This window comes from Shinella sp. 20P9.1.1, from assembly GCF_057798995.1.
The window spans coordinates 364,135-390,683 of the sequence record NZ_JBYOLC010000004.1 but is presented as its reverse complement, the minus strand read 5'-3'; the positions used below and the strand labels follow the sequence as shown (position 1 = coordinate 390,683).

The window sequence follows — 26,549 nt, the reverse complement described above, 5'->3', positions numbered from 1 at the left end:
CCAAATCCTCCTTTAATGCCAGTCCATCACAACCTTGCCGGAATTGCCCGAGCGCATCGCCTCGAAGCCGTCCCGGAAGTCGTCGATCTTGATGCGATGGGTGATGATCGGCGACAGATCGAGCCCACCCTGCACGAAGGCGATCATCTTGTACCAGGTCTCGAACATCTCGCGGCCATAGATGCCCTTCAGCGTCAGCATCTTGAAGATCACCTTGTTCCAGTCGATACCAAAACCATCGGGCGCGATGCCGAGAATGGCGATCTTGCCGCCATTGTTCATCGTGTCGATCATCGAGCGGAAGGCCGGCGGCGCACCGGACATTTCGAGGCCGACATCAAAACCCTCGGTCATGCCGATCTCGTTCATGACGTCCTTCAGGTCCTGGCTGGAGGCATCGACGACATAATCGATGCCGACCTTACGCGCGAGATCGAGGCGGACGGGATTGATATCGGTGATGACGACCTTGCGCGCCCCGGAGCGCTTGGCGACCATCGCCCCCATGATGCCGATCGGCCCCGCACCGGTGACGAGCACGTCCTCGCCGACGAGATCGAAGGACAGCGCGGTGTGCACGGCATTGCCGAAGGGATCGAAGATCGCCGCCACCTCGTCGGGCACATCATCGGGGATCGGCACGACATTGTATTCGGGGATGCAGACGAACTCGCCGAAGGAGCCCGGCCGGTTGACGCCGACGCCCTTGGTGTAGTGGCAGAGATGCCCGCGCCCGGCGCGGCAGTTGCGGCACTTGCCGCAGACGATATGCCCCTCGCCCGAGACGCGCTCGCCGACCTTGTACTTGGTGACGGACGAGCCGACCTCGGCGATCTCGCCGACGAATTCATGGCCAACGACCATCGGCACCGGAATGGTCTTCTGCGCCCATTGGTCCCAGTTCCAGATATGCACATCCGTGCCGCAGATCGCCGACTTTTTCACCCGGATCAGCACGTCGTTCGGGCCGACCTCCGGCACCGGCACAGTCTCCATCCACAGGCCGACTTCGGGTTTTGCTTTAACCAGCGCGCGCATCATGTTCGACATGACGAAACCTCCGCAAGGGATTCAGAAGACTCAGGCAATCACGCCCAGTTCACGTCCGACTTCAGCAAAGACCTGTATAGCCTTGCGAACATCCGCCTCGCTGTGCGCCGCCGACATCTGGGTGCGGATGCGCGCCTGGCCGCGCGGCACTACGGGGAAAGAAAAGCCGACGACATAGACGCCCTTTGCCAGCATGCGGCTTGCCATGTCCTGCGCGAGCGTTGCGTCGCCGAGCATGACGGGAATGATCGCATGCCCCTCTCCCGCCAGCGTGAAGCCGAGCTTGGTCATCTCGCTGCGGAACAGATCGGCATTGGCATAGAGACGCCGCCGCAGCGCATCGCCATTGTCGATGAGATCGAAGACCTTGAGCGAGGCGGCTGCGATGACCGGGGCCAGCGTGTTCGAAAACAGATAGGGCCGCGAGCGCTGGCGCAGCCATTCGACCACCTCGCGCTTGCCCGACGTATAACCGCCCGAGGCGCCACCGAGCGCCTTGCCGAGCGTGCCGGTGATGATATCGACACGGCCCTCGACGCCGCAATGTTCGGCCGAGCCGCGGCCATGTTTGCCGACGAAGCCGACGGCATGGCTGTCGTCCACCATGACCATCGCGCCGTATTTTTCAGCCAAGTCGCAGACGCCGCCGAGATTAGCGATGATGCCGTCCATCGAGAAGACACCGTCGGTCGCGATCATCTTGAAGCGGCTGCCCTCAGCCTTCTTCAATTCCTCTTCCAGCGCCGCCATGTCGTTGTTGGCATAGCGGAAGCGCTTCGCCTTGGAGAGGCGCACGCCGTCGATGATCGAGGCATGGTTCAGCGCGTCGGAGATGATGGCGTCCTCCTCGGACAGCAGCGTCTCGAAGAGACCGCCGTTTGCATCGAAACAGGAGGAATAGAGGATCGTATCTTCCAGCCCGAGGAACGAGGAGATGCGTGCCTCGAGCTGTTTGTGCTCCTCCTGCGTGCCGCAGATGAAGCGCACCGAGGCCATGCCATAGCCGTAGCGATCGAGTGCCGCCTTGCCGGCCTCGGCCAGTTCCGCATTGTCGGCGAGGCCGAGATAGTTGTTGGCGCAGAAATTCAGCACGCGCTCACCCGATGCGACGGCGATCTCACCCGCCTGCTTGGACGTGATGACGCGCTCCGATTTATAGAGGCCTGATGATTTCAGGCCGGCGATTTCGGATTGCAGATGGGTGATGAAGGCGGAGGTCATGGCGGGCACTCGCAAATACCGGAGGGAACGAAAGGCTTAGGCCGTACGCTGGGCATAGGCGGACAGCAGCGGCTCGAAATCCTCCATCGCGGGGAATTTCTCATAGCTGTGTTCGGCTGGCGTGGCCGCCCAGGCGAGCTTCTCGCTCATATAGGTCTCGACGAAGGGACTGTACCAGCCGGTGTCCTCCAGCATGGTCGGCCGCACATTGACGAAGAAATCGAGGCCCTGCGGCCGGGTGAACATCCAGGTCATGCAGTCAGGGCAGAAATGATGCCCCGCTTCCCGGCTCGCCCCGGCAACGACCGGCTCGCCCTCGACGACGGCAAAACCCTCCGTCGGGATGGCCGCGCTCAGCGAATAGGCGCTGCCGGACATGCGCTGGCAGCCGGTGCAATGACAGGCCATGGTGATGAGCGGCGGCGCGCTGATGCGGATTTTCACCCGCCCGCAGCGACACGCGCCATCAAGCGGCAGTTTCGGTCGGTCCATGGGCTCGGCTCCCCTTCCGATTGCGCCGGCTTGTCTTTTTAGATCGTAATGCCGGCGAATGGCTCCACGATGATAGTTCTAGCGCAGCAAAAGCCGGCGTAAAGGGTTGCCGCCTGCCTTTCCAAACTTTCAGGTCCGTTCGCAGGCGATCAGCAGGAACATCGGCCGGTTGAGCTCGACCTGCCATTCCGGATGCGCGGCAAGCTGCGCTTCGCTCGGCCGCCACTCCTCGACATGGCGGATCACAAAGCCGGCCGCGATCAGCGCATTCAGCGTCGTGCCGAGCGTGCGATGGTGCTTGACGACGCCCTTGGCGAGCCAGTCCGTCGTGCGCGGTCCCTCGACCAGATAACCGTCCACCGGCCAGACCGTGCGCCCGCCGACCTCGGCCCAATCCGGCGTCGACGGCGCCATGTAAAGCGGGTGCTCGATGGTGAAGACGAAGGGCGCCCCCGGCACGAGGGCGGCATGGATAGTGCGAATGAGCCGGTCGAAATCCGCGATGTAGTGAAAGGCGAGCGAGGAATAGGCGAAGTCGAAACTGCGCTGCGGCAGGTCCAGATGATCGAGATCGGCAATCTCGTAACGCACGGCCGGCGACAGCGTCTCAACCTTCGCCCGCGCGATCATGTTTTCCGAGAGGTCGAGGGCCAGAACGCTCTCGGCCCCCTCGCCCGCCGCATAGCGTGCGAACCAGCCGAAGCCGCAGCCGAGATCGACCACCCGCCTGCCTTTCAAATCCGGCAACAGGGCACGCACCGATTCCCACTCCGCAGCACCGGCCAGGCCATGCACCGAACGCGGAAGACTGCTGTAGCCCTCGAAGAAGGCAGGCTGATCGTAGATATTCTGGGCCATGGGATAATTCCTTTCGGCCCCGACATACCCCCGTTCCGTCGATCGGCAAAGCCGCACTTTCTGGCAACCTCTTTTGCGCAGGGTTGACAGGAGCGCCCCGCCGCTATCGGGTGGCACCCGCGAAAGGATGCAGGCGATGACGATACTCGACAGGTTTTCCCAGAGGGACCGCGTGGCGCTGGTAACCGGCGGCGGACGCGGTCTCGGCTTCGAGATCGCCAAGGGCTTGGCGGAGGCCGGCGCCCATGTGGTGGTGACGGGCCGCACACGCGCGACGCTTGAGGAAGCCGTGGCGAAGATCGCGGCGGCCGGCGGCAGCGCCTCGTTTGCGGCCTTCGACATCGCCGACCGCGCCGCCCAGCGCGCGGCCCTTGCCGAAATCGAGGACAATCACGGCCGGCTCGACGTGTTCGTCAACAATGTCGGCGCGCGCGACCGCCGGCCACTCGCCGACATGGACGATGCGGCAATCGACGAACTGATCCGCACCGATCTCTCCGCCGGCGTCAGCCTGTCGCGCGATGCCGCGGCCCTGATGAAGCGCAACGGCCACGGCCGGCTGATCACCATCACCTCGATCGGCGGCCATGTCGCCATGCCGAACGACGGCGTCTATCCGGCCGCCAAACACGGCCTCACCGGCCTGATGCGCAGCATGGCCGTCGAATATGCCCCGCACGGCATTACCAGCAACGCCATCGCCCCCGGCTGGTTCGCCACGGAAACCAATGCCGCGATGGCCGCCAACGACGACCTCATGCCCTTCGTGCGTCAGCGCATTCCCGTCCAGCGCTGGGCGCGTCCCGACGAAATCGCCGGTGCGGCCCTGTTCCTCGCCAGCGACGCCGCCTCCTTCGTCAACGGCCATGTGCTGGTCGTCGATGGTGGCATGACGGTCAGGATGTAACCGGTTATCCCGCCGCCGCGGCCTCCAACGGCGCGATATCCAGCTTGACCATCTTCAGCATCGCCTCGGTGACGCGCCTGACCTTGTCCTGATCGGGATCACTCATCAATTCGCCGAGCCGCGTCGGGGCGATCTGCCAGGAAAGGCCCCAGCGGTCCCGCAGCCAGCCGCATTGCTCCACGGAGCCGCCCTCCTTCAGCGCATCCCAGAGCCGATCGAGATCGCCCTGCGTCTCGCATTCGACCATGATGGAAAAACTGTGGTTGAACGGATCGAGCGGGCCGGCCTCGATGGCCATGTAGCGCTGGTCGCCCAGCGTGAAGCTCGCGATCCTGACACTACCCGGCGGGCCGCTCGGCGTCTCGGCCGGCAGGCCGGAGATCCAATGGATCGAGGAGCCGGGAATGAGCGACGTATAGAAGCCGATCGCCGCTTCCATATCCTTCTCGAACCAGAGATGCTGCGTGACTTTCATCGGAACGTCCTCCTGTGCGCATACTCAAGGACGAACAGGGCGATAACGTTCCGACACCTCCCCGCTAAAAATCCGGCTAACCGGCAAACTCCTCGATGACGGCGAGAAAGGCTTCGCCGAACCGGTCGCGCTTGGACACGCCGATGCCGGGAATGTCGAGCAATTCCTCCAGGTCGCTCGGGCGCTCCTTGGCAAGCGCAATGAGCGTCGTGTCCGGGAAGACCACATAGGGCGGCACGTCGAGGTCCTTGGCGATCGAGAGCCGCTCGGCGCGCAGCAATTCGAACAGCTCGCGGTCCGAACCCGACAGGTTCGAGCGCTCGCGCGCGGCGGGCGAATTGCCGGCCTTCGCCTTGCGTCCTGTCTGCGGGCGGTCCTTCCGGAACAGAACCTCCCGCTCATGGCGGAAGACGGCACGCGCCTCCTCCTCCAGCTTCAGCGCACCGAAGGCCGAATGGTCGACGCTGATCAGGCCCATGGCCAGCAATTGCCGGAAGATCGACTGCCAGATGCGCGGCGCGATGTCCTTGCCGGCGCCGAAGACGGGCATCTCCGTATGGCCGAAACGCTGCGTCTTCTCGTTCTCGACGCCCATGAGCACGTCGATGACATGGCCCGCGCCGAACCGCTCGCCGGTGCGATAGACGGCGGCCAGCGCCTTGATCGCCGCCTCGGTCCCGTCCCAGGTCTCGACCGGGTTGCGGCAGGTGTCGCAATTGCCGCATCCGCCGGCATGCGCCTCGCCGAAATGCGCCAGGATCGCCTTGCGGCGGCAGCCGGCCGTCTCGCAGATGGCAAGCAGCGCCGTCAGCTTGCCGCGCTCGATGCGCTTGACCTCCTCGGCCGCATTGCCCTCGTCGATCATCCGCCGCCGCTGCACGACATCGGCCATGCCATAGGCCATCCAGACCTCCGACGGCAGGCCGTCACGCCCGGCGCGTCCCGTCTCCTGGTAATAGGCCTCCACCGAACCCGGCAAATCAAGATGGGCGACATAGCGCACATCCGGCTTGTCGATACCCATGCCGAAGGCGACGGTGGCCACTAGGCAGAGGTTCTCTTCTTTCAGGAAGGCATCCTGGTTGGCATCACGCACCGCCCGGTCGAAACCCGCATGATAGGGCAGCGCACGCACCCATTGCGTGTTCAGCCATTCGGCCGTGTCCTCCACCTTGGCGCGCGACAGGCAATAGACGATGCCGCTCTCGCCCTCGTGCTTCGACAGGAAACGCAGGAGTTGCTGGCGCGGCTGGTCACGCTCGGCGATCTCATAGGAAATGTTCGGCCGGTCGAAGCTCGTCGTAAAAACCTCGGCGTCCTCAAGCCCCAGACGCTCGATGATATCGTCGCGCGTGTGCGGATCGGCCGTTGCCGTCAGCGCGATGCGCGGCACGCCGGGATAGCGCTCGCCGAGCATGCCGAGCGCCCGGTATTCCGGCCGGAAATCATGCCCCCATTGCGAGACGCAATGGGCCTCGTCGATGGCGAAAAGCGCGATCTTGGCATCCGCGACGAGTTCGGCAAAACCATCGGTGACGATTCGCTCCGGCGTGACATAGAGAAGGTCGAGTTCGCCGGCGCGCATCGCGTCGCGAACGGCAAAGAACTCCTCGCGCGACAGCGACGAATTGAGCCCGGCCGCCCGCACGCCGAGCTGCTTCAGCGCCTCCACCTGGTCGCGCATCAACGCGATCAGCGGCGAGATAACGATGCCGACGCCCTGCCGGCAGAGCGCGGGGATCTGGAAACACAGCGACTTGCCGGCGCCCGTCGGGAACAGCACGACGGCATCACCGCCCTGGGCGACATGCTCCACCACGGCCTGCTGCTTGCCGCGAAAGGCGTCATAGCCATAGACGCGCTTCAGCACGTCGAGCGGCGTGGCAACAGGCGCATCGAAAAGCGCGGCAAGGGAACTGGAGGATCTGGTCTGGGTCATGGTCAGCACGTTTTCCCCCATTCTTGCCAGCCCGTCCACATCGGCAACCTCTTGCCCCCGACTTTTAACGTCAAACACAATGTTCTTTATTTGTTCCAAATTCAAGATAAAGTTGCAGTCGTGGAGGAAAAAGCATGACGGATGTCTATGCAACACTCGGCGCTTCGGACGCCGCCGCGACAGCGACGTTCTACGATGCGGTGCTCGCAACGATCGGATGGGCCGTGCGGGACGATTTTCCCGGATGGCGCAGCTATTCCAAAAACGGTGGGCCGGACGGTTTCACCCTGTGGCTCTGCACGCCCTTCGATGGCGCAGCCCCCAGCGTCGGAAACGGCACGATGATCGGCTTCCCGGCGGCCGCGCAGAGCGTTGTCGATGCATTTCATGCCGCAGCACTCGCCCATGGCGGCACGGACGACGGTCCACCCGGCCCGCGTCCGCACTATGGTCCGGACTGGTATTCCGCCTATGTTCGCGACCCCTCGGGCAATAAGCTGGCCATCGTCTTCAACGGATGAAGGTGGCGGCTGGCCCGCAACGCATGGCTCGACAGCCTGCCTGAACGAACCGATAGGCATTGCCGGCGCTAGAGCCTTTCCGCTTTTCTCCGAATCGCGGAAATGCTCTCTCTCTTTGTTTACACGCAATTCCGGACGCAAAACCGCTGCGCACTTTTGCTGGAATTGCTCTAGCGTGCAGCTGGGCCTTTCACACGGCCGGACATGACGCCAAAACCCTCGATGATCGCTTCCTGGCTTTCCAGGCGGACGGTCTCGTTCTGCACTTCCTGCAGAGCGCGAAGGATTTGCGGCACGCGTTCGCCGTCGCCCTCCTCCGTCGCGAGCGCCAGGTCGCGTTCGAGTTCACGACGCTGCCAGAGCAGGGCGCGGGTGCGCTTGTGCAGGGCGAGGGCCTGCTGGTAGCCTTCGTTCGCATCCTCGGAGGCGGCCTCGGCCGTTGCCGTCCAGAGGCGGGAGTTGCGCACCTGTTGCTCGAGGCCCTTGAGCAGCGCTTCAAAACCGGCGGCCTCCAGCTCCTCGATCAACCGGGCGCGGTCAAGCCGCGCACCGACGGCACCGGCAATGCCGATCAGCGACGACCAGAGGCGTTGCAGGTCGCGGTTCTCATATTCGATGATGGCGATCTCGTCATAATGACTGAAGAGAAGGTCGGGATGATTGACCACCGTGAGCGCCAGCACGCTTTCGCGAAGTGCCGGCAGTTCCTGCGCACCGCGCACCAGCGCCGAACGGGCAAGCCGGTCGGAGATGCCTGACGGCATCGCATTGCCCTGCGCAGCACCCCGGCCTCCGCCACCCCTCGGCTGCCGGTTGCCGGAAAAGCTTCCGCCGCTATTGTTGCCGCCCTGCCGCTGGACGGGACGGAAGAAGGTGTTCAGCCGGTCGCGCATGTCCTGCTGGTAGTGGCGGCGCACGTCCTCGTCGGCAATGACCGCCGTGATCTGGCGCAGGCGCGCCTCCAGCGCCGCGCGGCTTTCCGGCGTCTCGAAATTCGCGCCCTGCACCTCGCGGTTCCAGATCATCTCCGCCAGCGGGCGGGCACTCGCCATCACCTTGTCGAAGGGCGCCCGGCCCTCATGGCGCACGAGATCGTCCGGGTCCTTGCCATCGGGCAGCAGGGCGAAGCGCACGGTGCGCTCCGGCTTGATGAAGGGCAGCGCGAGATCGGCGGCGCGATTGGCCGCGCGGATGCCGGCGCCATCGCCGTCGAAACACAGCACCGGCTCCGGCGTCATCTTCCAAAGCAGGTCCAGCTGGTTTTCGGTGAGCGCGGTGCCGAGCGGTGCCACGGCGTTTTCGATGCCGGCCTGGTAGAGCGCGATCACGTCCATATAGCCTTCGACGGCAATGATGGTGCCGGTGGTTCTTTCGTCTTGCGCGGCATTGCCGGCGCGGCCTGCCCCTTGCATGCTCTTGCGGGCGCGGGCGTGATTATAGAGAACATTGCCCTTGTGGAAGAGTTCCGTCTCGTTGGAATTCAGATACTTGGCCGGCGCATCCGGCGACATGGCGCGCCCACCGAAGGCGATGACCTTTTCGCGGATCGACAGGATCGGGAACATGATGCGATCGCGGAAACGGTCATAGGACACCGGGATTTCCGGCCCATGAACGACAAGACCGCAGGCCTCGATCGCTTCCTTCGGCACGCCCTTGCCGGCGAGGTGCTCCTTCAGCGCGTTGCGGCTGTCCGTGGCAAAGCCCAGGCGGAAGGTCTCGATGGTGCGACCCGTCAGGCCGCGGTCGCGCAGATAGGCGCGCGCCTTGGCGCCCGCGGGCGTCTGGAGCTGGTCTTCGAAGAAGCGGGTCGCCATTTCCATGACCTCGACGAGGCCCATGCGCTCCTTTTCACGCTGTTCGGCCTGCACGTCCGGCTGGGGCATGGCGACGCCCGCCATGTCGGCGATCTGCTGCACGGCCTCGGGGAAGGACAGCCCGTCGAGATCGGTGAGGAAGCGGAAATGATCGCCCGAAACGCCGCAGCCGAAACAATGGTAGCGGCCCTTGCGGTTCTCGCAGTGAAAGCTCGGCGACTTCTCGCCGTGGAACGGGCAGCACGCCCAGTAGTCGCCGCGCGAGACATTGGTCTTCTTGCGGTCGAAGGTCACGCGCCGGCCGATCACGTCCGAAATGGGGACGCGGTCACGGATCTCGTCTAGAAAAGCGTTGGAAAAGCGCATGGCAACCTCGGTTGGGGTTCATATAACCATCCATGGGGCCAGCCGCCAGCGATAGTCGCCCGCCCACAGCAATTCACAGGCCCACGGTCACCGTTGCGCCAACCTGCCAGAAGGCATGCCGAAAACAAAAAGGGCGGCTTCAAGCCGCCCTTCCCACTCGACACCCATTGCCCGTTACTTCAACAGGTCCTTGACCACGCCCGAGGCCTTGGCGAAATCCATCTGGCCAGGGAAACGCTCCTTGAGCACGGCCATGACCTTGCCCATGTCGCGCAGGCCCTGTGCGCCGATCTCGGCGATGACGCCGGAAATCAGCTCGCGCACCTTCTCGTCGGAGAGCTGCTCGGGCAGGAAGCCCTTGATCACGGCAATTTCCTGCTGCTCCTGGGCGGCAAGCTCCGGGCGGCCGTTATCGGCAAAGATCTTTGCCGATTCCTCGCGCTGCTTGATCATCTTGGCGAGGATCTGCAGCACTTCGTCGTCCTCGACCGGGCCCTTGCCCACGCCGCGGTTGGCGATGTCGCGGTCCTTCAGCGTCGCCTGGATCAGGCGCAGCGTGGAAACACGGCAGGCGTCCTTTGCCTTGAGGGCTTCCTTCAGGTCGTTTGCGAAGATTTCGCGCATTCTTTTCTCCATGAAAGGCGGTCGGCGCGGGATGCGCGACCAAGCCTTGTCGTCGTTTACGTGTGCATGCTCATAGACCGGCAAAGGCCACATCCGCAAACGGATTGCGCAAGCGGTTGATTCCAAACGCTTTATAATTCAACGCAATCCACAGGCGGCGGTTGACCCCGTCATCCGCTTTGTCTATTTTCCGGCACCTGCACGAAATTTGGCAATCAGGGCGAACCAACGCGGGTTTCCGCGCGCCTTTGCCTGCGACCTCAAATGGTGCCTGGTCCCCCGGCTTTCAAGCCGGTGGTGCTCGGTGCCGGAAACGGGATGAACATGACCTCGACCCCCGCATGGACCACTGAAAAGCCGACCGCCCTGCTCGTCCTCGCCGACGGCACGGTCATCGAAGGCAAGGGCATCGGCGCCACCGGCAAGGTGACCGCGGAAGTCTGCTTCAACACGGCGCTGACGGGCTACCAGGAAATCCTGACCGACCCCTCCTATCTCGGCCAGATCGTCACCTTCACCTTCCCGCATATCGGCAATATCGGCGCAAATGACGAGGACATCGAAGACCTGACGCCCGCCGCCCGCCACGGCGCCGTCGGCACAATCTTCAAGGCCGATATCACGGATCCCTCGAACTACCGCTCGGCAAAACATCTCGATGCCTGGCTGAAGGCCCGCGGCATCATCGGCCTTTCTGGCATCGACACACGCGCGCTGACCGCCTGGATCCGCGAAAACGGTGCACCGAACGCCGTCATCGCGCATGACCCGAACGGCGTCTTCGACATCGATACGCTGAAGGCGGAAGCGAAGGCCTGGAGCGGCCTCGTCGGTCTCGACCTCGCCAAGGTCGCCACCTCCGGCCAGTCCTCGCGCTGGAGCGAAAAGCCCTGGGTGTGGAATGAAGGCGCCGAAGACCTCGCGGACGGCGACGTGAAGTACCACATCGTCGCGCTCGACTATGGTGTGAAGCGCAACATCCTGCGCCTCTTTGCCGGCCTCGGCTGCAAGGTCACCGTCATGCCGGCAACGACCAGCGCCGAAGACGTGCTGGCGCAGAAGCCGGACGGCGTCTTCCTGTCAAACGGCCCGGGGGACCCCGCCGCAACCGGCGAATATGCCGTCCCGGTCATCAAAAAGCTGATCGAAAGCGGCCTGCCGATCTTCGGCATCTGCCTCGGCCACCAGATGCTCGGCCTCGCCGTCGGCGCTACCACCGAAAAGATGCACCAGGGCCACCATGGCGCAAACCACCCGGTGAAGGACCACACGACCGGCAAGGTAGAAATCGTCTCGATGAACCACGGCTTCGCCGTCGCCTCGACCTCGCTCCCCGAGGGTGTGGAAGAGACCCACGTCTCGCTGTTTGACGGCACGAATTGCGGCCTGCGCATCGTCGGCAAGCCGGTCTTCTCCGTGCAGCACCACCCGGAAGCCTCCCCCGGCCCGCAGGACAGCCACTACCTCTTCCGCCGCTTCATCAATCTGGTGCGCGAGAAGAAGGGCGAGGACGCCCTGCCGGAAAGGGCATAAGCGGTCTCGATCCATCGACATTCAAAAGGCCCCGGAGATCATCTCCGGGGCCTTCTTCATTGGGCAATTTCGTTTGGTGGTTACGCTCTCTGCCGCACCAGCCGGTAGAAGCGCCAGTTGAGCAGGACTGCTGCTGCGGCAAGCCCACCGACAAAGCCGAACCAGATGCCGACGCCGCCGAAGCCGCCCGGGAAGGCGAAGAACCAGGCGCAGAAGAAGCCGATCGGCCAATAGGAGATCAGCGCCATGACCATCGGGATACGGGTATCCTTGAGGCCGCGCAGCAGGCCGGCGGCGATGGCCTGGAGGCCGTCGACCAGCTGGAAAATGCCGGCGATGACGACGAAGGGGCCGGCGATCGCCAGAACCGCCGCCGAATCCTTGCCTGCCTCGTCGAGGAAGATTGCGGCGAGCGTCGTGGGGATGCTGGCAAAGAGCACGCCGCCGCTTATGGAAATGACCACCGCAACAGCAAGCACGGCCAAGGAAGCTCGTACAACGGCGAGATGATCGGCGCGGCCATGGGCGACGCCGACGCGCACCGTGCCTGCCTGCGCCAGGCCGAGCGGAATCATGAAGGCGATGGAGGCCAGCTGCAGCGCGATGCCGTGGGCTGCGAGTTCCAGCGTGCCGATATTGCCCATCAGCAGCGACGCACCGGTGAAGAGGCCGACTTCCGCCAGCATGGTGAAGCCGATCGGCAGACCGAGATGCACGACCTCGCGGAACGCCGGCCAGTCCGGCCGCCAGAAGCGCACGAAGAGTTCGTAGCGGCGCATCTCCGGCCGCCACTGGATATAGGCGGTCAGAAGCAGGAAGCTCAGGATATTGACCGCGACCGAGACGATGGCCGCACCCTGGATGCCCAGGGTCGGGAAGCCGAAACGGCCAAGCACCAGCGCATAGGCGAAGAAGGCGTTGATCGACAGGATCGTGATGGTGACATAGAGCACGATGCCAGCGCGGCCGACCGCGCTGACGAGGCCGCGCAGCGTCATGAACAGCAGCGCAGGCGCCATACCCCATTGCACGATCTTCAAGTAGCCGCCGGCAAGGGCGGCCACTTCCGGCTTCTGGCCGGCATAGAGCAGGATGCGTTCCGCATTGTAGAAGATCGGCGCCGTCAGTGCCGAATAGAGGAGCACGACCCACATGCCCATGCGGACTGCCCGGCGCACCGCGACCGGGTCACCGCGCCCATAGGCCTGCGCGACCATCGGCATCACGGCATTGGCAAAGCCGGAGCCGAAAATGAACAGCGTGAAGAAGAACTGGCTGGACAGGACCAGGGCCGCGAGAGGAACAGCACCGAGGCGGCCGACGATGACGACGTCGGTCGTATGAATGCCGAGCTGGGCCAGCTGGGCGCCGATCAGCGGCACACCCAAGGCGAAGGTCGCCCGGAAATGGGCGCGCCAGCTGTTGTCCGCGCGATGCGTTGCCATGTGCATAATAGTTCTCACTTTCGCATCGCTTCCGATCACAAGTTTCGGCCGCGATCAATCGAATAGGATTGATGATCTCATCAAAAATGCGCGATTGCGGTCAAAACGACCGCGTTTTCTCGAAAATTTCGTCGAAATGTCACGTTTGAAAGCGGTTCAAGCCCCTTCCCGCGTCAATTTCTCCGTCGGACCTGTTCCTGCCCCACGCAGCCTGATTATGAAGATCAGGAGGCCGACGAAGAGGATCGCGGCCGCCACCGCATAGGGCGCACCGGCAAAGACGACGGGTGCCTGGGGTCCGGTGAAGTGGCTGAATGCCTGGGTGAAGATCAACGGCCCGATGATGGTGGTGATGCTGGAGACGCTGGTCAGCGCGCCCTGCAACTCGCCCTGTGCCGAGGGCGGCACGCGGGCCGAGGCGATGGAGCGCAGCGGCGGATCGGCAAGGCTTTCGAGCGCCGTCAGCAGGATCACGGCATAGACCATCCAGCCCTGATAGGCGGCGGCGTAGCCCGAAAGCCCCAGCACCGAGAAACAGAGGCCGATGACGGCCGTGCGGTATTCCCCGAGTTTCGGCACGACGCGCGGCAGAACGAAGCCCATAACAATCGCCCCGCCGATGCCGAAAACACCGAGCGACAGGCCGATCTGCCCTTCGCTCCAGCCATAACGCAGCGCCGCAACGAAGGGCCAGACGGCGGGATAGACCGCGTGCGACAGGTTATAGCAGAAGAAGACGAGGCCGACCCAGAGCACGCCTTTATAATTGCGCATCTGCAGGAGCGCGCCGAGCGGATTGGCGCGCGACAGCTCGAAGCGGCGGCGGTTCTTCATGTCGAGGGTCTCGGGCAGCAGGATCCAGGCTGCGATGAAATTGAGAAAGGCGATGGCCGCCGCGCCATAGAAGGGAACGCGCGGACCGAACTCGCCGAGCACGCCGCCGATGACAGGCCCGATGACGAAGCCCGTGCCGAAGGCGATGCCCATCAGCCCGAAGTTTTTCGCCCGCGTTTCGTCGTTCGAGATATCCGCGATATAGGCGGCCGCGGTGGAAAAACTCGCGCCGCTGATGCCCGCCAGGATGCGCCCGATGAACAGCATCCAATAGCTGGTCGCCAGAGCGCAGATGAGATTGTCGATGGCGAAAGTCAGGACACAGGCCAGCAGCACCGGCCGCCGCCCGAAACGATCCGACAGGTTGCCGATGAAGGGTGCGAAGAGAAACTGCATGCCGGCATAGACCAGCAGCAGCCAGCCGCCGTCGATTGCCGCCTGGCTGAGATCGTCGCCCGTCAGTTCGCGCAAATAGGCCGGCAGGACCGGCATGATGATGGCGATGCCGATCACATCGAGGAACATGATCATGAAGACGAGAAAGAGCCCCCGCCGGGTGGACCTGGCATCGATCATGGAAAGACCTCGAAAAGAATGGCGCCCACGCCGCGGGCAAAATGTCAGGTGCCGACTTCTAATTAAGTTTTCACAGCGAAACAATCCGTGAACATTGCAAATCTTTTGATGATTGCGATGCGTTTCCTTGAGGGATCGGCGGCAAATGCCCTGGCCGCGCCGACCGTCAGCGTATTGTCAGCTTTCTCGTGGAAAGTTGCGGCTCGGACCGGATTTCCCCTCGGGAAGGCCGAGGCCGGCATTCCTCGCGAGGTCACCATGACGCCCCAGACCTACCCTTCGGTCTTTCCGAGACCGGTTTTGGCAAGCCAGTCCGTCAGCATCGTCACAGGCCTCTATCTCTTTTTTCTCATCATCCGGGATTTCTGGCCCGAGACCCTGGCGCGGCTTGGCGAGCGGCCCGGCACACTCGCTCTCCTGACGGCGGGACTGGCCTGCCTCTTCGTCGGGACATGCGTGATCGTGTCTTGGAAGAAAATGATGATGAAGCCGCTACTCGTCGCGCTGGTGCTTCTTACTGCCGGTGCGGTCTGGCTTTTGGATCGGGATAGCCCCTTCCGGGCCTTTGGCGGCGATATCGCCAGCTTCGCCACGCATATGGCGCTGTTCGGCCTCCTGCCGGTGGCGCTGCTCCTGTGGATCCGCATCCGGCACGGCTCGTTCTTTTGGCAGATGCGCGGCAATCTCGCGGTCGCCATTCCTGCCATCGCCATCGCACTATCAGTGATGACGATCCACCTGACGGACTATGTTGCGATTGCCGGAGAGGAAATTGCCGGCGTCGGAGACGCCGGCTCGGCGGTTACGGCTCACCCTTGAACGTATCGCAGGCATCGACCCGGCCGGTATCGAAGCCGCGCTTGAACCAGCGGCGGCGCTGGTCCGAGGTGCCGTGGTTGAAGCTTTCGGGAACGACATAGCCCTGCATGCGCTTCTGCAGCGTATCGTCACCGATCTGCGTTGCGGCGTTCAGCGCCTCCTCAAGGTCGCCGCTCTCAAGCAAGCCCTTCTGCTGGGTGTACTTGCCCCAGATGCCGGCATAACAATCGGCCTGAAGCTCGACGCGGATCGACATCTGGTTGGCCTCGACCTCGCTCATGCGCTGGCGCTGCTGGTTGAAGCGCGGCAGCACGCCGGTGAGGTTCTGCACATGGTGGCCGACTTCATGCGCGACGACATAAGCCTGTGCGAAGTCGCCCGCCGCATCGAACTTGTTGGCAAGCTCGTCGAAGAAGCTCATGTCGAGATAGACCTTGCGGTCACCCGGGCAATAAAACGGGCCGGAGGCCGCGGAGGCAAAGCCGCAGGCCGATTTGACGGAGCCGGAGAACAGCACCATCTTCGGCTCCTCGTAACGCTCGCCGGCCGCCTGGAAAATGCCGTTCCAGGTGTCTTCCGTCTCGGCGAGAACCGTTGCCATGAAGGCCTTGGTTTCCTCTTCCTTCGGCGACGAGCGCTGGCTGGCATTGTCGGTCTGCTCGAAGCCGGGGCGGCTCGGCTGCCCGCCGCCGTCACCCATCACCTGCAACAGGTCGATGCCCATCGCCTTGAAAATGAAGTAGATGACGACGAGGAAGATGATGGTGCCGATGCTCATGCCGCCGCCGGCGCTGCGTCCGCCACCCATCGGGATGCGGAAGCCGCCATTGCCGCGACCGAACGGATTGCCTCCCCCCATCGAGGGGCCGGGACCGGGTCCGCGCTGGTCCTCGATATTGTCCGACTGGCGACGACCTTTCCATTCCATGGCGCATTTCCCCGCATTGATTGCCGACGAACGTCCACGGCGTGAATTCGTTCCTCAGCAAAAACTTATAGGGCCAGCCGCGCCGCCTTGCAAAACGAAAAGCAGCGTTTCAACGGCGCCGGAAGATCGCATTGAAACGCTGTCCCCAGCCCGCCTCGCGGATGGCCAGCGCGCCGGCCGCCACGAAGATCATGCTGACGAGGGCAGCCGCAAGCCCGCTCGCAAGGCCGGACGTACCGTCGAAGATCATCATGCCCATCACCCGGTGCGGAACAAGCGTGAAAAGCCCCGCCACCACGATGCCGCCAAAATACATGCCGGCGACATGGGCACGGTGGGCGCGGATATTGTGCTGGCGTGCCGTCTGGATCGCCCGGACGCTGCTCGCGATGACATAGATGGAAAGAAGATGGATGGGACTGAAGCCGCCCACCGTGTTGATGCCGTGAATGAAAAAGGTCGAAAAGCTCGTGAGCACCATCAGCACCAGCCAGATTTTTCCGAGCAGCCGATGGGCCGGCCTGCCCTTGGGACGGGCAAGCAGGATGGCACCGAGCACGGCGGCCGGCAGCACCGTCGCGACATGAAACTGAATGGCGAAGGAGGCGTTGAGGAGCGGTTCGAAGGTCATGGCAAACTCGGTGGTTCGGTGGAAAGGGGCGGTTGAATTCGCCGCCGTCTTCGGCCAATGATCGGCCCGCCTCAAACGCTTTGGCCCGAATGGACGGAATACTTCGTGGAACGCCCCTTCCTGCAATCCGCGCTTCGTGAGCTGCAGGTCTTCCTGCGCGCGCCGCGCTTCTGGGCGACCTTCGGCGCGGTCGTGCTGATCTTCTGGGTGACCGGTCCCTATGGTACCGCCGAGCGTCTGGCCACTGCGCCGCGCCTCGGCTTCTGGCTCGTCCAGCACGCCGCCGCCTGGAGTATCGCGGTCGTCACCATCGTGCTGGTCAACACGCTTCTTCTTCAGCGCGTGCCGAGCCTTCTCGGACGCATGGCGATCGGCACGCTCATCGCCGGCGCGCCCGTCGGGCTCGCCACGGAGGCGATCAGCCTGGCCACCTTCGGCGGCACGCCCACCGTGGCAACCATCGTTCAAAGCATCGCCAGTGGCTTGCTCCTCTCCGCCCTTTTCTGCGGCCTCACCTTCATGACGATGAGCAGCAAGCAGGCCGAGGCGCTTTCGCCACCACCACTGCCTGCTTCCGACGCAACGGAGGAGCGCGCCGAGGTGCTGCTGTTGCGCCGGCTGAAGCAGGAGAACCGCGGCCCGGTCCTGCACATGACCGTCGCCGATCACTATACCGAGGTGACGACGAGCCGCGGGCGGGAGTTGGTGCTGCTGCGTTTTTCCGATGCGCTTGAGGAGTTGGGGGCGACGGCCGGCTTGCAGGTGCACCGCTCGCATTTCGTCGCCGATGTGCATGTCGATAGATTGCTGCGCTCCGAGGGCCGGCTGTCGATCCTGATGAAGGACGGGCGGGAAATCCCGGTCAGCCGCAGCCGCATGGAGGCGGTGCGCAGCCGCTGGGGCTGATGGATTTTTTCAAGGGCGGTGTCGGATCGACCTTTCGCCTTTCGTCTCTAGGTATGCATTCAACACATCGGCCAGGAGAACCCCATGAGAAAGATCATTGTCGGCGCCTTTATCAGCCTTGACGGCGTCATGCAGGCACCGGGCGGTCCGGAGGAAGATCCGATCGGCGGTTTCACGTTCGGCGGCTGGGTTGCGCCGCTCTTCGACGAGAAGATGGGCGCTGCGATCGGCGAGATGTTTTCACATCCCTTCGATCTGCTGCTCGGCCGCAAGACCTATGACATCTTCGCCGCCCACTGGCCCTATGCCGACAAGAACGACCCGATCGGCCCGCTCTTCGACCGCATCAACAAATATGTCGCCACCCGCAATCCGGGCTTCAAAACCACCTGGCAGAACAGCCATGTGCTGGGCACCGACACGGTCGCCGCGGTGAAGGCGCTGAAGAGTGAAGACGGGCCGGATCTCCTGACGCAGGGATCGACGGACTTCCTCAAGACGCTGTTCGAACATGACCTCATCGACGAGATCAACGTCTTCACCTTCCCGGTCATTCTCGGCAAGGGCAAGCGGCTGTTCGGCGAAACCTCCTTCCCGCGGGCGCTGACGCTGGTGGCGTCGAGCACCAGCGAAAACGGCATCGTCATCAGCAAATATGCCCGCGCCGGCGACGTCACCACCGGCTCCTTCGAATTCGAAACGCCGACAGACGCCGAACTGGAGCGCCGCCGTAACCTCACCTGAGCGCGTGCGGCCTTGACCGCCACCTCCGTTGCAGTTCCTATTCCCCGGCGGAAAACGGGAGGATGGTATGAAAGCGGCACGGCTGGAGGCGATCGGCGGTTTTATCGTTCGCGACGTGGAAAAGCCGGTGCCCGGCCCGGACGATCTTCTCGTGCGGGTGGAGGCCGCAGGCATCTGCGGCACCGACCGTCATCTCTTCCACGGCGCGTTTCCCTGCCGTCCGCCGGTGACGCTCGGCCATGAATTTTCCGGCATCGTCGAGGGCATCGGCGATGCCGTCCTCGATTTCCGCCCGGGTATGCGCATCACCGGCGACCCGAACATTCCCTGTGGCCGCTGCGCGCAATGTCGGCGCGGGCGCATCAATCTCTGCGAAAACCTCCAGGCCATCGGCATCCACCGCGACGGCGGCTTTGCCGACTATGTGCTGGTGCCGCAGCGGCAGGCCTATGAACTGCCGCTGTCGCTGCCGCCGGAACATGGCGCCTTCTGCGAGCCGCTGGCTTGCTGCCTACACGGTATCGACATGGCGGGCATCGAGCCGGGCAGCTCCGTGGTGGTACTCGGCGGCGGGGTGATCGGCATGCTCACGGTCCAGCTCGCCCGCCTTGCCGGCGCGACCTCCGTCGTGCTCGTCACGCGCCAGGCCGTGCGCCGGCAGCTGGCCGAGGAAATCGGCGCCACCCACTCCTTCGACCCCGGTGCCGGCGATGCAATCGCGGGAATTGCCGGCCAATCCGGCCTCATTCCCGGCGGTGCCGACGTCGTCATCGAATGTGCGGGTGTGGCGGAAACCATGGCGCAAGCGCCGAAACTTGCCCGGAATGGCGGCACCGTGGTCATCCTGGGCGTGATGCCGAAGGGGGAGAAGGTCGAGATCGAACCCTTCGACCTGCTGTTCCGCGAGGTGAAAATCCTCACCTCCTTCCTCAACCCGCATGCCCATGGCCGTGCCGCGGCACTGATCGCGTCTGATACGATCAAGGTCGATAGGCTGATCTCGCGCCGCATCGGCATAGACGATCTGCCGGATGCCGTGGCGAACCCGCCACGCACCAGCGAGGTGAAGGTGCTCGTCATGCCCGGTCTGTAAGAGGAGTCAGGCCAGCCCCTCCTCCGCCACCATTTCCCGAAGCCATGCCGAAAAGGCCGCCATGGCCGGCGTGACGCTGCGCGATTGCAGCGATGTCAGCCAATAACTGCCGAGCGCGACGCTCGTCTTGAACGGCTGCACGACGGCACCGGAGGACAGCAGCCGCGAAAACATCAGCGGCGGGGCAAGCCCGACGCCAAGTCCCTGCAACACCGCCTCGATCATGGCGAGCGAGGTATCGAAGACGATGGCATTCTGAGGTGGCGGCGTGCGCGGCAGACCGGCAGCCTCGAACCAGCGGGTCCACTCGTCGCGGCGGTAAGAACGCAGTAGCGTCAGGCCAAGCAAGTCTTCCGGCGCCTTCAGATCGCGCGCGACATTCGGGATCGCCAGCACCGAAAGCGGCGCATCGAAAAGCCTGGCGGCATCCGTGCCGTGCCAGGCGCCGGCACCGAAACGCACGGCGAAGTCGAGCCCTTCGGCGGCGAGATCGACGCGGTTGTTGTTGGTGGAAAGCCTGACCTCAACGAAGGGATGGCGCTCGCGAAAACGTGCAAGCCGCGGCAGCAGCCAGCCGACCGCGAAGGTGCCGACCGCACCGACCGTCAGGATTTCCCGCACATGGCCGCCGCGAAAACGCTCCACCACATCGGCCATGCGGTCAAAACTGTCGCGCAGCACCGGCAGCAGGCTCTCGCCCTCCGCAGTGATCATCAGCCCGCGCGGCAAGCGCTTGAACAGCACGACCCCGAGCTGGTCCTCGAGGCTCTTCACCTGATGGCTGACGGCGGCCTGCGTGACGTTCAGCTCGATGGCCGCGCGGGTGAAACTCAAATGCCGCGCGGAGGCCTCGAAGGCGCGAAAGGCGTTCAGCGGAAGATATGGCCGGACCATGGCAATGCCCTAGTTTTCCTCATGGCTAAGACCAGTATTGATCTTTTGTCAGCCCATCAAGCGGTTGCTATCAAGGCGGCACAAACCACTCGAAATCAGAGGAAACGGGATGGACAAACGTCTTTTCGCCGCCGGCGCCCTGCTGGCTGCAAGCTTCGCGGCGCCGGCCGAAGCCCGCATTATTTGTACCATCGTTGCGGATGCCGGCAGCAATGAGGTCATCATGGAAAAGGGTGACTGCAAAAGCCGCGTCACCCCCGCCTCCACCTTCAAGGTGCCGCTCGCGGTGATGGGCTACGATTCCGGCTTTCTGGAAAATGCCGACGAGCCGGAACTACCTTTCATGAAAGGCGATCCGGACTGGCTGGGCGATGTCTGGCGCCAGCCGACCGGACCGCGGCGCTGGATGAAATATTCCGTCGTCTGGTATTCACAGCAGATCGCGAAATTCCTGGGCTACGAGAAGCTGCGCGACTATGCCGAGGCCTTCGGCTACGGCAATGCCGATGTGACCGGCGATCCCGGCAAGAACAATGGGCTGGAACGGTCCTGGATCGCCTCGTCCCTGAAAATCTCGCCGCGCGAGCAGGTCGCGTTCCTGAAGCAGCTGGTCAATCACGAACTGCCCGTCTCCGCCGACGCCATGGACGCCGCGATGGAGATCGTCGAGGGCCAGGAAATCGGCGGCGGCTGGCACGCGAAGGGCAAGACCGGCATGGCCTTCCCGCGCCAGGCCGACGGCAGCTTCAACTATAATACGCCCTGGGGCTGGTATGTCGGCTGGGCGAGCCGCGGCGAGCAGACCGTGGTTTTCGCGCGGCTGATCCAGGATGAGAAGAAGCAGGAGCAGCGCACGAGCTTGAGGGCACGCGACAGCATTCTCGCGGAACTGCCGGGCATTCTCGCCACGGAATGATCTAGCGCGGCGGCACCATGCCCATACCCTTGCGGGCGAGGCCAGAGACGTTGAGCGCGAGCTTGCGCCGGAACACCGGGGACGCGCCGATGACGCGCAAGGCGAGATTGCGCAGGATGCGGCCGAAGACGCTGCGCACCATCGCCATCCGCGTCAGACGGTCGGCGAGCGCCAGCACCTCCACCGCAGCCGGGCGGCGCTTCTCCTCATAGAGGTCGAGCGTCGTCTCCGGCGCCTTGCCGTTCAGGACATCGGCCAGCAGCTGCCCCAGCACCACGGCATCGACGATCCCGGTGTTCATGCCCTGCCCGCCGGCCGGGCTGTGCACATGTGCGGCATCGCCCATGACGAAAACAGGGCCGGAGCGATAGTGCGCGGCGACGCGGTGATGCACACGGAAGCGCGAACTCCAGATCACATCCCGCACACGACCCGGCACCGTGCGCGGCCCGCGCGCATCCAGCAGCGCCTGCACGAAAGCGGCATCCGGTTCGGGCGGCGCCTCCTCGACCGGTGCGACGATGCGAAAGTGGCCGCCCGGCAGCGGCGCGACGACACCCATGCCTTCCGGCGAGAAGAGCAAGGTCACCTCGTCGCTGAACCCCCAATCCATATGGACATCCGCCAGCACGAAGGAGCCCGCATAGGCCTCGCCATCGAACGCGATGCCGGCCGCCTCGCGCACCACGCTGTGCATGCCGTCACCGCCAACAAGGTAGCGGGCTTGGATCACCTGTTCACCGTCCTCCGTTGCAAGGTAAACGGTCGCGCCGCCCGCGTCCGTTTCCACTTTCGTCGCCGTCACGCCGCGGGCGACGCTGCCGCCGAGCACCGCCAGCCGCTCCGTCAGGATCGCCTCCGTCTCGTCCTGGGGAATCATCAGGACCTCCGCATAGCGCGAGGGCAGCATGGAGAAATCGAGTTCGAGCAGCGCCTTGTCATGGTCGCGCAGCGCAAAGCGCGTCAGCGGCAGGCCGCGGCGCTCCAGTTCATCCGTGACGCCGATGCGCTCCAGCACTTCCAGCGTGTGCGCATGGATGACGGCGGCGCGCGAGGTGTTCTGGCCGGCGGCGAGCCGGTCGATGATGACGGGGCGAAGGCCGGCCTGTTGCAGGGTGACGGCAAGCGCAAGGCCCGTCGGCCCCGCCCCGACGATCAGCACATCGGTTTCCTGCGGCAGCATGCTTCCCCTCCCGGAATCGATCTTGAAAAGCCCCGACAGGTCCTTAATAAGCGGGTTACAGGGCCGCCTGTTATATCGCCGGCATGCGGCTGGGGAACACCCCCTGCACTTTTCCTGTCGATTGCGCGATTTTCGGGGTTCCGCTCCCCCTGTCATTTGCCTATAAGCCGCTTCTAGCCTTGAAAGACCATTTTTGCGCGCCCGGCCCGGTGAACCCATCACCATGCCGGTTTTTCGCGCACGCGGAAGATTGGATAGAGAGATGCCCAAGCGCCAAGATTTGAAATCGATCCTCATCATCGGCGCGGGGCCGATCGTCATCGGCCAGGCCTGCGAGTTCGACTATTCCGGCACCCAGGCCTGCAAGGCGCTGAAGGAGGAAGGCTACCGCGTCATCCTCGTCAACTCCAACCCGGCGACGATCATGACGGATCCGGGCCTCGCCGACGCCACCTATGTCGAGCCGATCACGCCTGAAGTCGTCGCCAAGATCATCGCCAAGGAGCGCCCGGACGCGCTCTTGCCCACCATGGGCGGCCAGACGGCGCTCAACACGGCGCTTTCGCTGAAGCGCATGGGCGTGCTCGACCGCTACAATGTCGAGATGATCGGCGCCAAGCCCGCCGCCATCGACATGGCCGAGGACCGCGCCCTCTTCCGCGAGGCCATGGCCCGCATCGGCCTGGAAACGCCGAAGTCGCTGCTCGCCAACGCGACCGAAATCAAGGACGTCGACCGCAAGGCGCATGAGGCCGAGCGCGCCAAGGTGAAGGCGCAGCTTTCCGGCGATGCGCTCGACAAGGCGCTGGACGAACTGGAAAACCAGTGGAACCTCGGCGAGACCGACCGCAAGCAGCGCTACATGAGCCACGCCATGGCGATCGGCGCGCAGGCGCTGGACACGATCGGCCTTCCCGCCATCATCCGCCCGTCCTTTACGATGGGCGGTACCGGCGGCGGCATCGCCTACAACCGCTCGGAATTCTTCGAGATCGTCAATTCCGGCCTCGATGCCTCGCCGACCACCGAAGTGCTGATCGAAGAGTCGGTGCTCGGCTGGAAGGAATATGAGATGGAGGTCGTCCGCGACAAGGCGGACAACTGCATCATCATCTGCTCCATCGAGAACATCGACCCGATGGGCGTGCATACGGGCGACAGCATCACCGTCGCCCCGGCCTTGACCCTGACGGACAAGGAATACCAGATCATGCGCAACGCCTCGATCGCGGTGCTGCGCGAGATCGGCGTCGAGACCGGCGGCTCGAATGTGCAGTTCGCCGTCAATCCGGAGAACGGCCGCCTCGTCGTCATCGAGATGAACCCGCGCGTCTCGCGTTCCTCCGCGCTTGCCTCGAAGGCCACCGGCTTCCCGATCGCCAAGATCGCCGCCAAGCTCGCCATCGGCTATACGCTGGACGAACTGGAAAACGACATCACCGGCGGCGCGACCCCGGCCTCCTTCGAGCCGTCCATCGACTACGTCGTCACGAAGATCCCGCGTTTCGCCTTCGAAAAGTTCCCCGGCGCCGAGCCGACGCTGACCACCGCCATGAAGTCGGTCGGTGAAGTCATGGCCATCGGTCGTACCTTCGCCGAATCGCTACAGAAGGCGCTGCGCGGCCTCGAAACGGGCCTGACCGGCCTCGACGAGATCGAAATCCCCGGCCTCGGCGACGGCAACGACAAGAACGCCATCCGTGCCGCCATCTCCACGCCGACGCCGGACCGCCTGCGCATGGTCGCTCAGGCGCTCCGCCTCGGCCTGACGCCGGAAGAAGCGCACGAAGGCTCCAAGATCGACCCGTGGTTCCTCGATCAGCTCAAGGCCATCGTCGACATGGAAGCCCGCATCCGCGAGCACGGCCTGCCGGCTGATGCCGAAAACCTGCGCATGCTGAAGGCTATGGGCTTCTCCGACGCCCGCCTCGCCACCCTCTCCGGCAAGCGCCCGAAGGAAGTCGCGGAACTGCGCAACGGCCTGAACGTCCGCCCGGTCTTCAAGCGCATCGATACCTGCGCGGCCGAATTCGCTTCGCCCACCGCCTACATGTACTCGACCTACGAAACCCCGTTTGCCGGCGCGACGCGCTCGGAAGCCGAGATTTCCGACCGCAAGAAGGTCGTCATCCTCGGCGGCGGGCCAAACCGTATCGGCCAGGGTATCGAGTTCGACTATTGCTGCTGCCACGCCGCCTTCGCGCTGAAGGATGCAGGCTATGAAGCCATCATGGTCAACTGCAATCCGGAAACCGTCTCGACCGACTACGACACCTCCGACCGCCTGTATTTTGAGCCGCTGACGGCCGAAGACGTCATCGAGATCCTGAAGGCCGAGCAGACCAACGGCGAACTCGTCGGCGTCATCGTGCAGTTCGGCGGCCAGACGCCGTTGAAGCTCGCCGAAGCGCTGGAAAAGAACGGCATCCCGATCCTCGGCACCGCGCCCGACATGATCGACCTTGCCGAAGACCGCGACCGCTTCCAGAAGCTCCTGCAGAAGCTCGACCTCAACCAGCCGAACAACGGCATCGCCTATTCCGTCGAACAGGCCCGCCTCGTTGCCGGCGAGATCGGCTTCCCGCTCGTCGTGCGCCCGTCCTACGTGCTCGGTGGCCGCGCCATGCAGATCATCCATTCGGAATCGATGCTGCAAACCTACCTGCTCGACACGGTGCCGGAACTGGTGCCCGAGGACATCAAGCAGCGCTACCCGAACGACAAGACCGGCCAGATCAACACCCTGCTCGGCAAGAACCCGCTGCTCTTCGACAGCTACCTGTCGAACGCGGTCGAAGTCGACGTCGATGCGCTCTGCGACGGAAAAGACGTCTTCGTCTCCGGCATCATGGAGCATATCGAGGAAGCCGGCATCCATTCCGGCGACAGTGCCTGCTCGCTGCCCGTCCATACGCTGTCCACCGAGATCGTCGATGAGCTGGAGCGCCAGACCAAGGCTCTGGCCAAGGCGCTGAACGTCGGCGGCCTGATGAACGTGCAGTACGCCATCAAGGACGGCACGATCTATGTGCTCGAAGTGAACCCGCGCGCCTCGCGCACGGTGCCCTTCGTCGCAAAAACCATCGGCGCGCCGATCGCCAAGATCGCCGCCCGCGTCATGGCGGGCGAAGGCCTCGATGCGGCAATCGCCGCCTATGGCAAGAAGCCCGATCCGCGCAACCTCAAGCACATCGCCGTCAAGGAAGCCGTATTCCCGTTCGCCCGCTTCCCCGGCGTCGATACGCTGCTCGGCCCGGAAATGCGCTCGACCGGCGAGGTCATCGGCCTCGACACGGACTTTGCGCTGGCCTTCGCCAAGTCGCAGCTTGGCGCCGGCGTCGACCTGCCGCGCGAAGGCACGGTCTTCGTGTCGGTACGCGACGGCGACAAGGATCGCGTGCTGACGGCCGTGCGCCTGCTCACCGAGATCGGCTTCAAGGTCATGGCGACCTCCGGCACCGCCCGCTTCCTTGCCGAAAACGGCATCGCGGCGATCAAGGTCAACAAGGTGCAGGAGGGACGTCCGCATGTCGAGGACGCCATCCGCAACCGCCAGGTCCAGCTGGTCATCAACACGACCGACGGCAACAAGGCGATCTCGGACTCGAAATCGCTGCGCCGCGCCGCGCTGATGCAGAAGGTGCCCTACTACACGACCATGGCCGGCGCGCTTGCCGCCGCCCAGGCGATCAAGGCCCTCAAGCAGGGCCAGCTCGAAGTGCGCCCGTTGCAGTCCTACTTCTGAGCCATAGGGTTTCTGATCTTTTGAGAGCCGGG

Annotated in this window: 23 protein-coding genes; 9 read left to right on the top strand and 14 right to left on the bottom strand. The window is 64.0% G+C overall.

Features of this window, described 5'->3' with window-relative positions:
* Nucleotides 1-12: 12 nt before the first annotated feature.
* From tdh to AC27VQ_RS09895, 4 genes are all read right to left on the bottom strand, one after another.
* Complete coding sequence (gene tdh / locus AC27VQ_RS09910; RefSeq protein ID WP_488716148.1) at nt 13-1,050, bottom strand: L-threonine 3-dehydrogenase; 1,038 nt, start codon at nt 1,048-1,050, stop codon at nt 13-15.
* Between the two features lie 30 nt (nt 1,051-1,080).
* The gene (locus tag AC27VQ_RS09905) at nt 1,081-2,271 is read right to left on the bottom strand and encodes a glycine C-acetyltransferase (RefSeq protein ID WP_488716147.1); all 1,191 of its coding nucleotides are present in this window, start codon (nt 2,269-2,271) and stop codon (nt 1,081-1,083) included.
* A gap of 36 nt (nt 2,272-2,307) precedes the next feature.
* Complete coding sequence (locus AC27VQ_RS09900) at nt 2,308-2,763, bottom strand: GFA family protein (protein WP_488716146.1); 456 nt, start codon at nt 2,761-2,763, stop codon at nt 2,308-2,310.
* Nucleotides 2,764-2,892: 129 nt separating this feature from the next.
* Nucleotides 2,893-3,621, bottom strand: coding sequence for a class I SAM-dependent methyltransferase (locus AC27VQ_RS09895; RefSeq protein WP_488716145.1), 729 nt, complete (start codon nt 3,619-3,621; stop codon nt 2,893-2,895).
* Nucleotides 3,622-3,757: 136 nt separating this feature from the next.
* Here AC27VQ_RS09895 and AC27VQ_RS09890 point away from each other — a divergent pair, with 136 nt between their 5' ends.
* Nucleotides 3,758-4,528, top strand: a complete 771-nt coding sequence (locus AC27VQ_RS09890; protein WP_488716144.1) for an SDR family oxidoreductase — start codon at nt 3,758-3,760, stop codon at nt 4,526-4,528.
* Nucleotides 4,529-4,532: 4 nt separating this feature from the next.
* On the opposite strand, the gene AC27VQ_RS09885 is transcribed toward AC27VQ_RS09890, so the two are convergent.
* Together AC27VQ_RS09885 and recQ are read right to left on the bottom strand one after the other, a co-directional pair.
* Nucleotides 4,533-5,003 carry a VOC family protein gene (locus AC27VQ_RS09885; protein ID WP_488716143.1) on the bottom strand — a complete coding sequence of 157 codons (471 nt, stop codon included), beginning with the start codon at nt 5,001-5,003 and terminating at the stop codon, nt 4,533-4,535.
* Nucleotides 5,004-5,079: 76 nt separating this feature from the next.
* On the bottom strand, nt 5,080-6,942 hold the full coding sequence (gene recQ / locus AC27VQ_RS09880) for a DNA helicase RecQ (protein WP_488716142.1): 1,863 nt from the start codon (nt 6,940-6,942) through the stop codon (nt 5,080-5,082).
* 134 nt (nt 6,943-7,076) lie between these two features.
* Here recQ and AC27VQ_RS09875 point away from each other — a divergent pair, with 134 nt between their 5' ends.
* The gene (locus AC27VQ_RS09875) at nt 7,077-7,463 is read left to right on the top strand and encodes a VOC family protein (RefSeq protein WP_488716141.1); all 387 of its coding nucleotides are present in this window, start codon (nt 7,077-7,079) and stop codon (nt 7,461-7,463) included.
* Between the two features lie 170 nt (nt 7,464-7,633).
* Here AC27VQ_RS09875 and dnaG read toward each other — a convergent pair whose 3' ends face one another.
* Complete coding sequence (gene dnaG, locus AC27VQ_RS09870; RefSeq protein ID WP_488716140.1) at nt 7,634-9,646, bottom strand: DNA primase; 2,013 nt, start codon at nt 9,644-9,646, stop codon at nt 7,634-7,636.
* Nucleotides 9,647-9,820: 174 nt separating this feature from the next.
* Nucleotides 9,821-10,270, bottom strand: a complete 450-nt coding sequence (locus AC27VQ_RS09865) for a GatB/YqeY domain-containing protein (protein WP_313522902.1) — start codon at nt 10,268-10,270, stop codon at nt 9,821-9,823.
* 324 nt (nt 10,271-10,594) lie between these two features.
* Here AC27VQ_RS09865 and carA point away from each other — a divergent pair, with 324 nt between their 5' ends.
* Nucleotides 10,595-11,803: a glutamine-hydrolyzing carbamoyl-phosphate synthase small subunit gene (gene carA, locus AC27VQ_RS09860; RefSeq protein ID WP_488716139.1), complete on the top strand. Its 1,209-nt coding sequence runs from the start codon at nt 10,595-10,597 to the stop codon at nt 11,801-11,803.
* An 80-nt stretch (nt 11,804-11,883) separates the two neighbouring features.
* Here the strand turns inward: carA and AC27VQ_RS09855 are convergent, their stop codons facing one another.
* The gene (locus AC27VQ_RS09855; protein WP_409530325.1) at nt 11,884-13,254 is read right to left on the bottom strand and encodes an MATE family efflux transporter; all 1,371 of its coding nucleotides are present in this window, start codon (nt 13,252-13,254) and stop codon (nt 11,884-11,886) included.
* 150 nt (nt 13,255-13,404) lie between these two features.
* Complete coding sequence (locus AC27VQ_RS09850; protein ID WP_488716138.1) at nt 13,405-14,658, bottom strand: TCR/Tet family MFS transporter; 1,254 nt, start codon at nt 14,656-14,658, stop codon at nt 13,405-13,407.
* 87 nt (nt 14,659-14,745) lie between these two features.
* On the opposite strand from AC27VQ_RS09850, the gene AC27VQ_RS09845 reads away from it, so the two are divergent.
* On the top strand, nt 14,746-15,477 hold the full coding sequence (locus tag AC27VQ_RS09845; RefSeq protein WP_488716137.1) for a phosphoethanolamine transferase domain-containing protein: 732 nt from the start codon (nt 14,746-14,748) through the stop codon (nt 15,475-15,477).
* Here the strand turns inward: AC27VQ_RS09845 and ypfJ are convergent.
* Complete coding sequence (gene ypfJ, locus AC27VQ_RS09840; RefSeq protein ID WP_488716136.1) at nt 15,461-16,405, bottom strand: KPN_02809 family neutral zinc metallopeptidase; 945 nt, start codon at nt 16,403-16,405, stop codon at nt 15,461-15,463. The two genes, AC27VQ_RS09845 and ypfJ, sit on opposite strands and share 17 nt — an antisense overlap.
* A gap of 109 nt (nt 16,406-16,514) precedes the next feature.
* Nucleotides 16,515-17,036: a DUF2306 domain-containing protein gene (locus AC27VQ_RS09835; protein ID WP_488716135.1), complete on the bottom strand. Its 522-nt coding sequence runs from the start codon at nt 17,034-17,036 to the stop codon at nt 16,515-16,517.
* 57 nt (nt 17,037-17,093) lie between these two features.
* On the opposite strand from AC27VQ_RS09835, the gene AC27VQ_RS09830 reads away from it, so the two are divergent.
* The 3 genes from AC27VQ_RS09830 (at nt 17,094) to AC27VQ_RS09820 (ending at nt 19,779) form a co-directional block, all read left to right on the top strand.
* On the top strand, nt 17,094-17,942 hold the full coding sequence (locus AC27VQ_RS09830; RefSeq protein WP_488716134.1) for a LytTR family DNA-binding domain-containing protein: 849 nt from the start codon (nt 17,094-17,096) through the stop codon (nt 17,940-17,942).
* An 84-nt stretch (nt 17,943-18,026) separates the two neighbouring features.
* Entirely contained in the window at nt 18,027-18,686 is a 660-nt protein-coding gene (locus AC27VQ_RS09825) for a dihydrofolate reductase family protein (RefSeq protein ID WP_488716133.1), read from the top strand.
* Between the two features lie 67 nt (nt 18,687-18,753).
* Nucleotides 18,754-19,779 (top strand): zinc-dependent alcohol dehydrogenase family protein, encoded by a 1,026-nt coding sequence (locus AC27VQ_RS09820; RefSeq protein ID WP_488716132.1) that lies wholly within the window; start codon nt 18,754-18,756, stop codon nt 19,777-19,779.
* 6 nt (nt 19,780-19,785) lie between these two features.
* On the opposite strand, the gene AC27VQ_RS09815 is transcribed toward AC27VQ_RS09820, so the two are convergent.
* Nucleotides 19,786-20,673 (bottom strand): LysR family transcriptional regulator, encoded by an 888-nt coding sequence (locus AC27VQ_RS09815; RefSeq protein ID WP_488716131.1) that lies wholly within the window; start codon nt 20,671-20,673, stop codon nt 19,786-19,788.
* A gap of 109 nt (nt 20,674-20,782) precedes the next feature.
* Here AC27VQ_RS09815 and blaOXA point away from each other — a divergent pair, with 109 nt between their 5' ends.
* A complete protein-coding gene (blaOXA, locus tag AC27VQ_RS09810) occupies nt 20,783-21,589 on the top strand; it encodes a class D beta-lactamase (protein WP_488716130.1) in 807 nt (268 codons plus the stop codon).
* Between the two features lies 1 nt (nt 21,590).
* Here blaOXA and AC27VQ_RS09805 read toward each other — a convergent pair whose 3' ends face one another.
* The gene (locus AC27VQ_RS09805; protein ID WP_488716129.1) at nt 21,591-22,772 is read right to left on the bottom strand and encodes an FAD-dependent oxidoreductase; all 1,182 of its coding nucleotides are present in this window, start codon (nt 22,770-22,772) and stop codon (nt 21,591-21,593) included.
* Nucleotides 22,773-23,034: 262 nt separating this feature from the next.
* On the opposite strand from AC27VQ_RS09805, the gene carB reads away from it, so the two are divergent.
* A complete protein-coding gene (carB, locus tag AC27VQ_RS09800) occupies nt 23,035-26,517 on the top strand; it encodes a carbamoyl-phosphate synthase large subunit (RefSeq protein ID WP_488716128.1) in 3,483 nt (1,160 codons plus the stop codon).
* Nucleotides 26,518-26,549 lie beyond the last annotated feature (32 nt).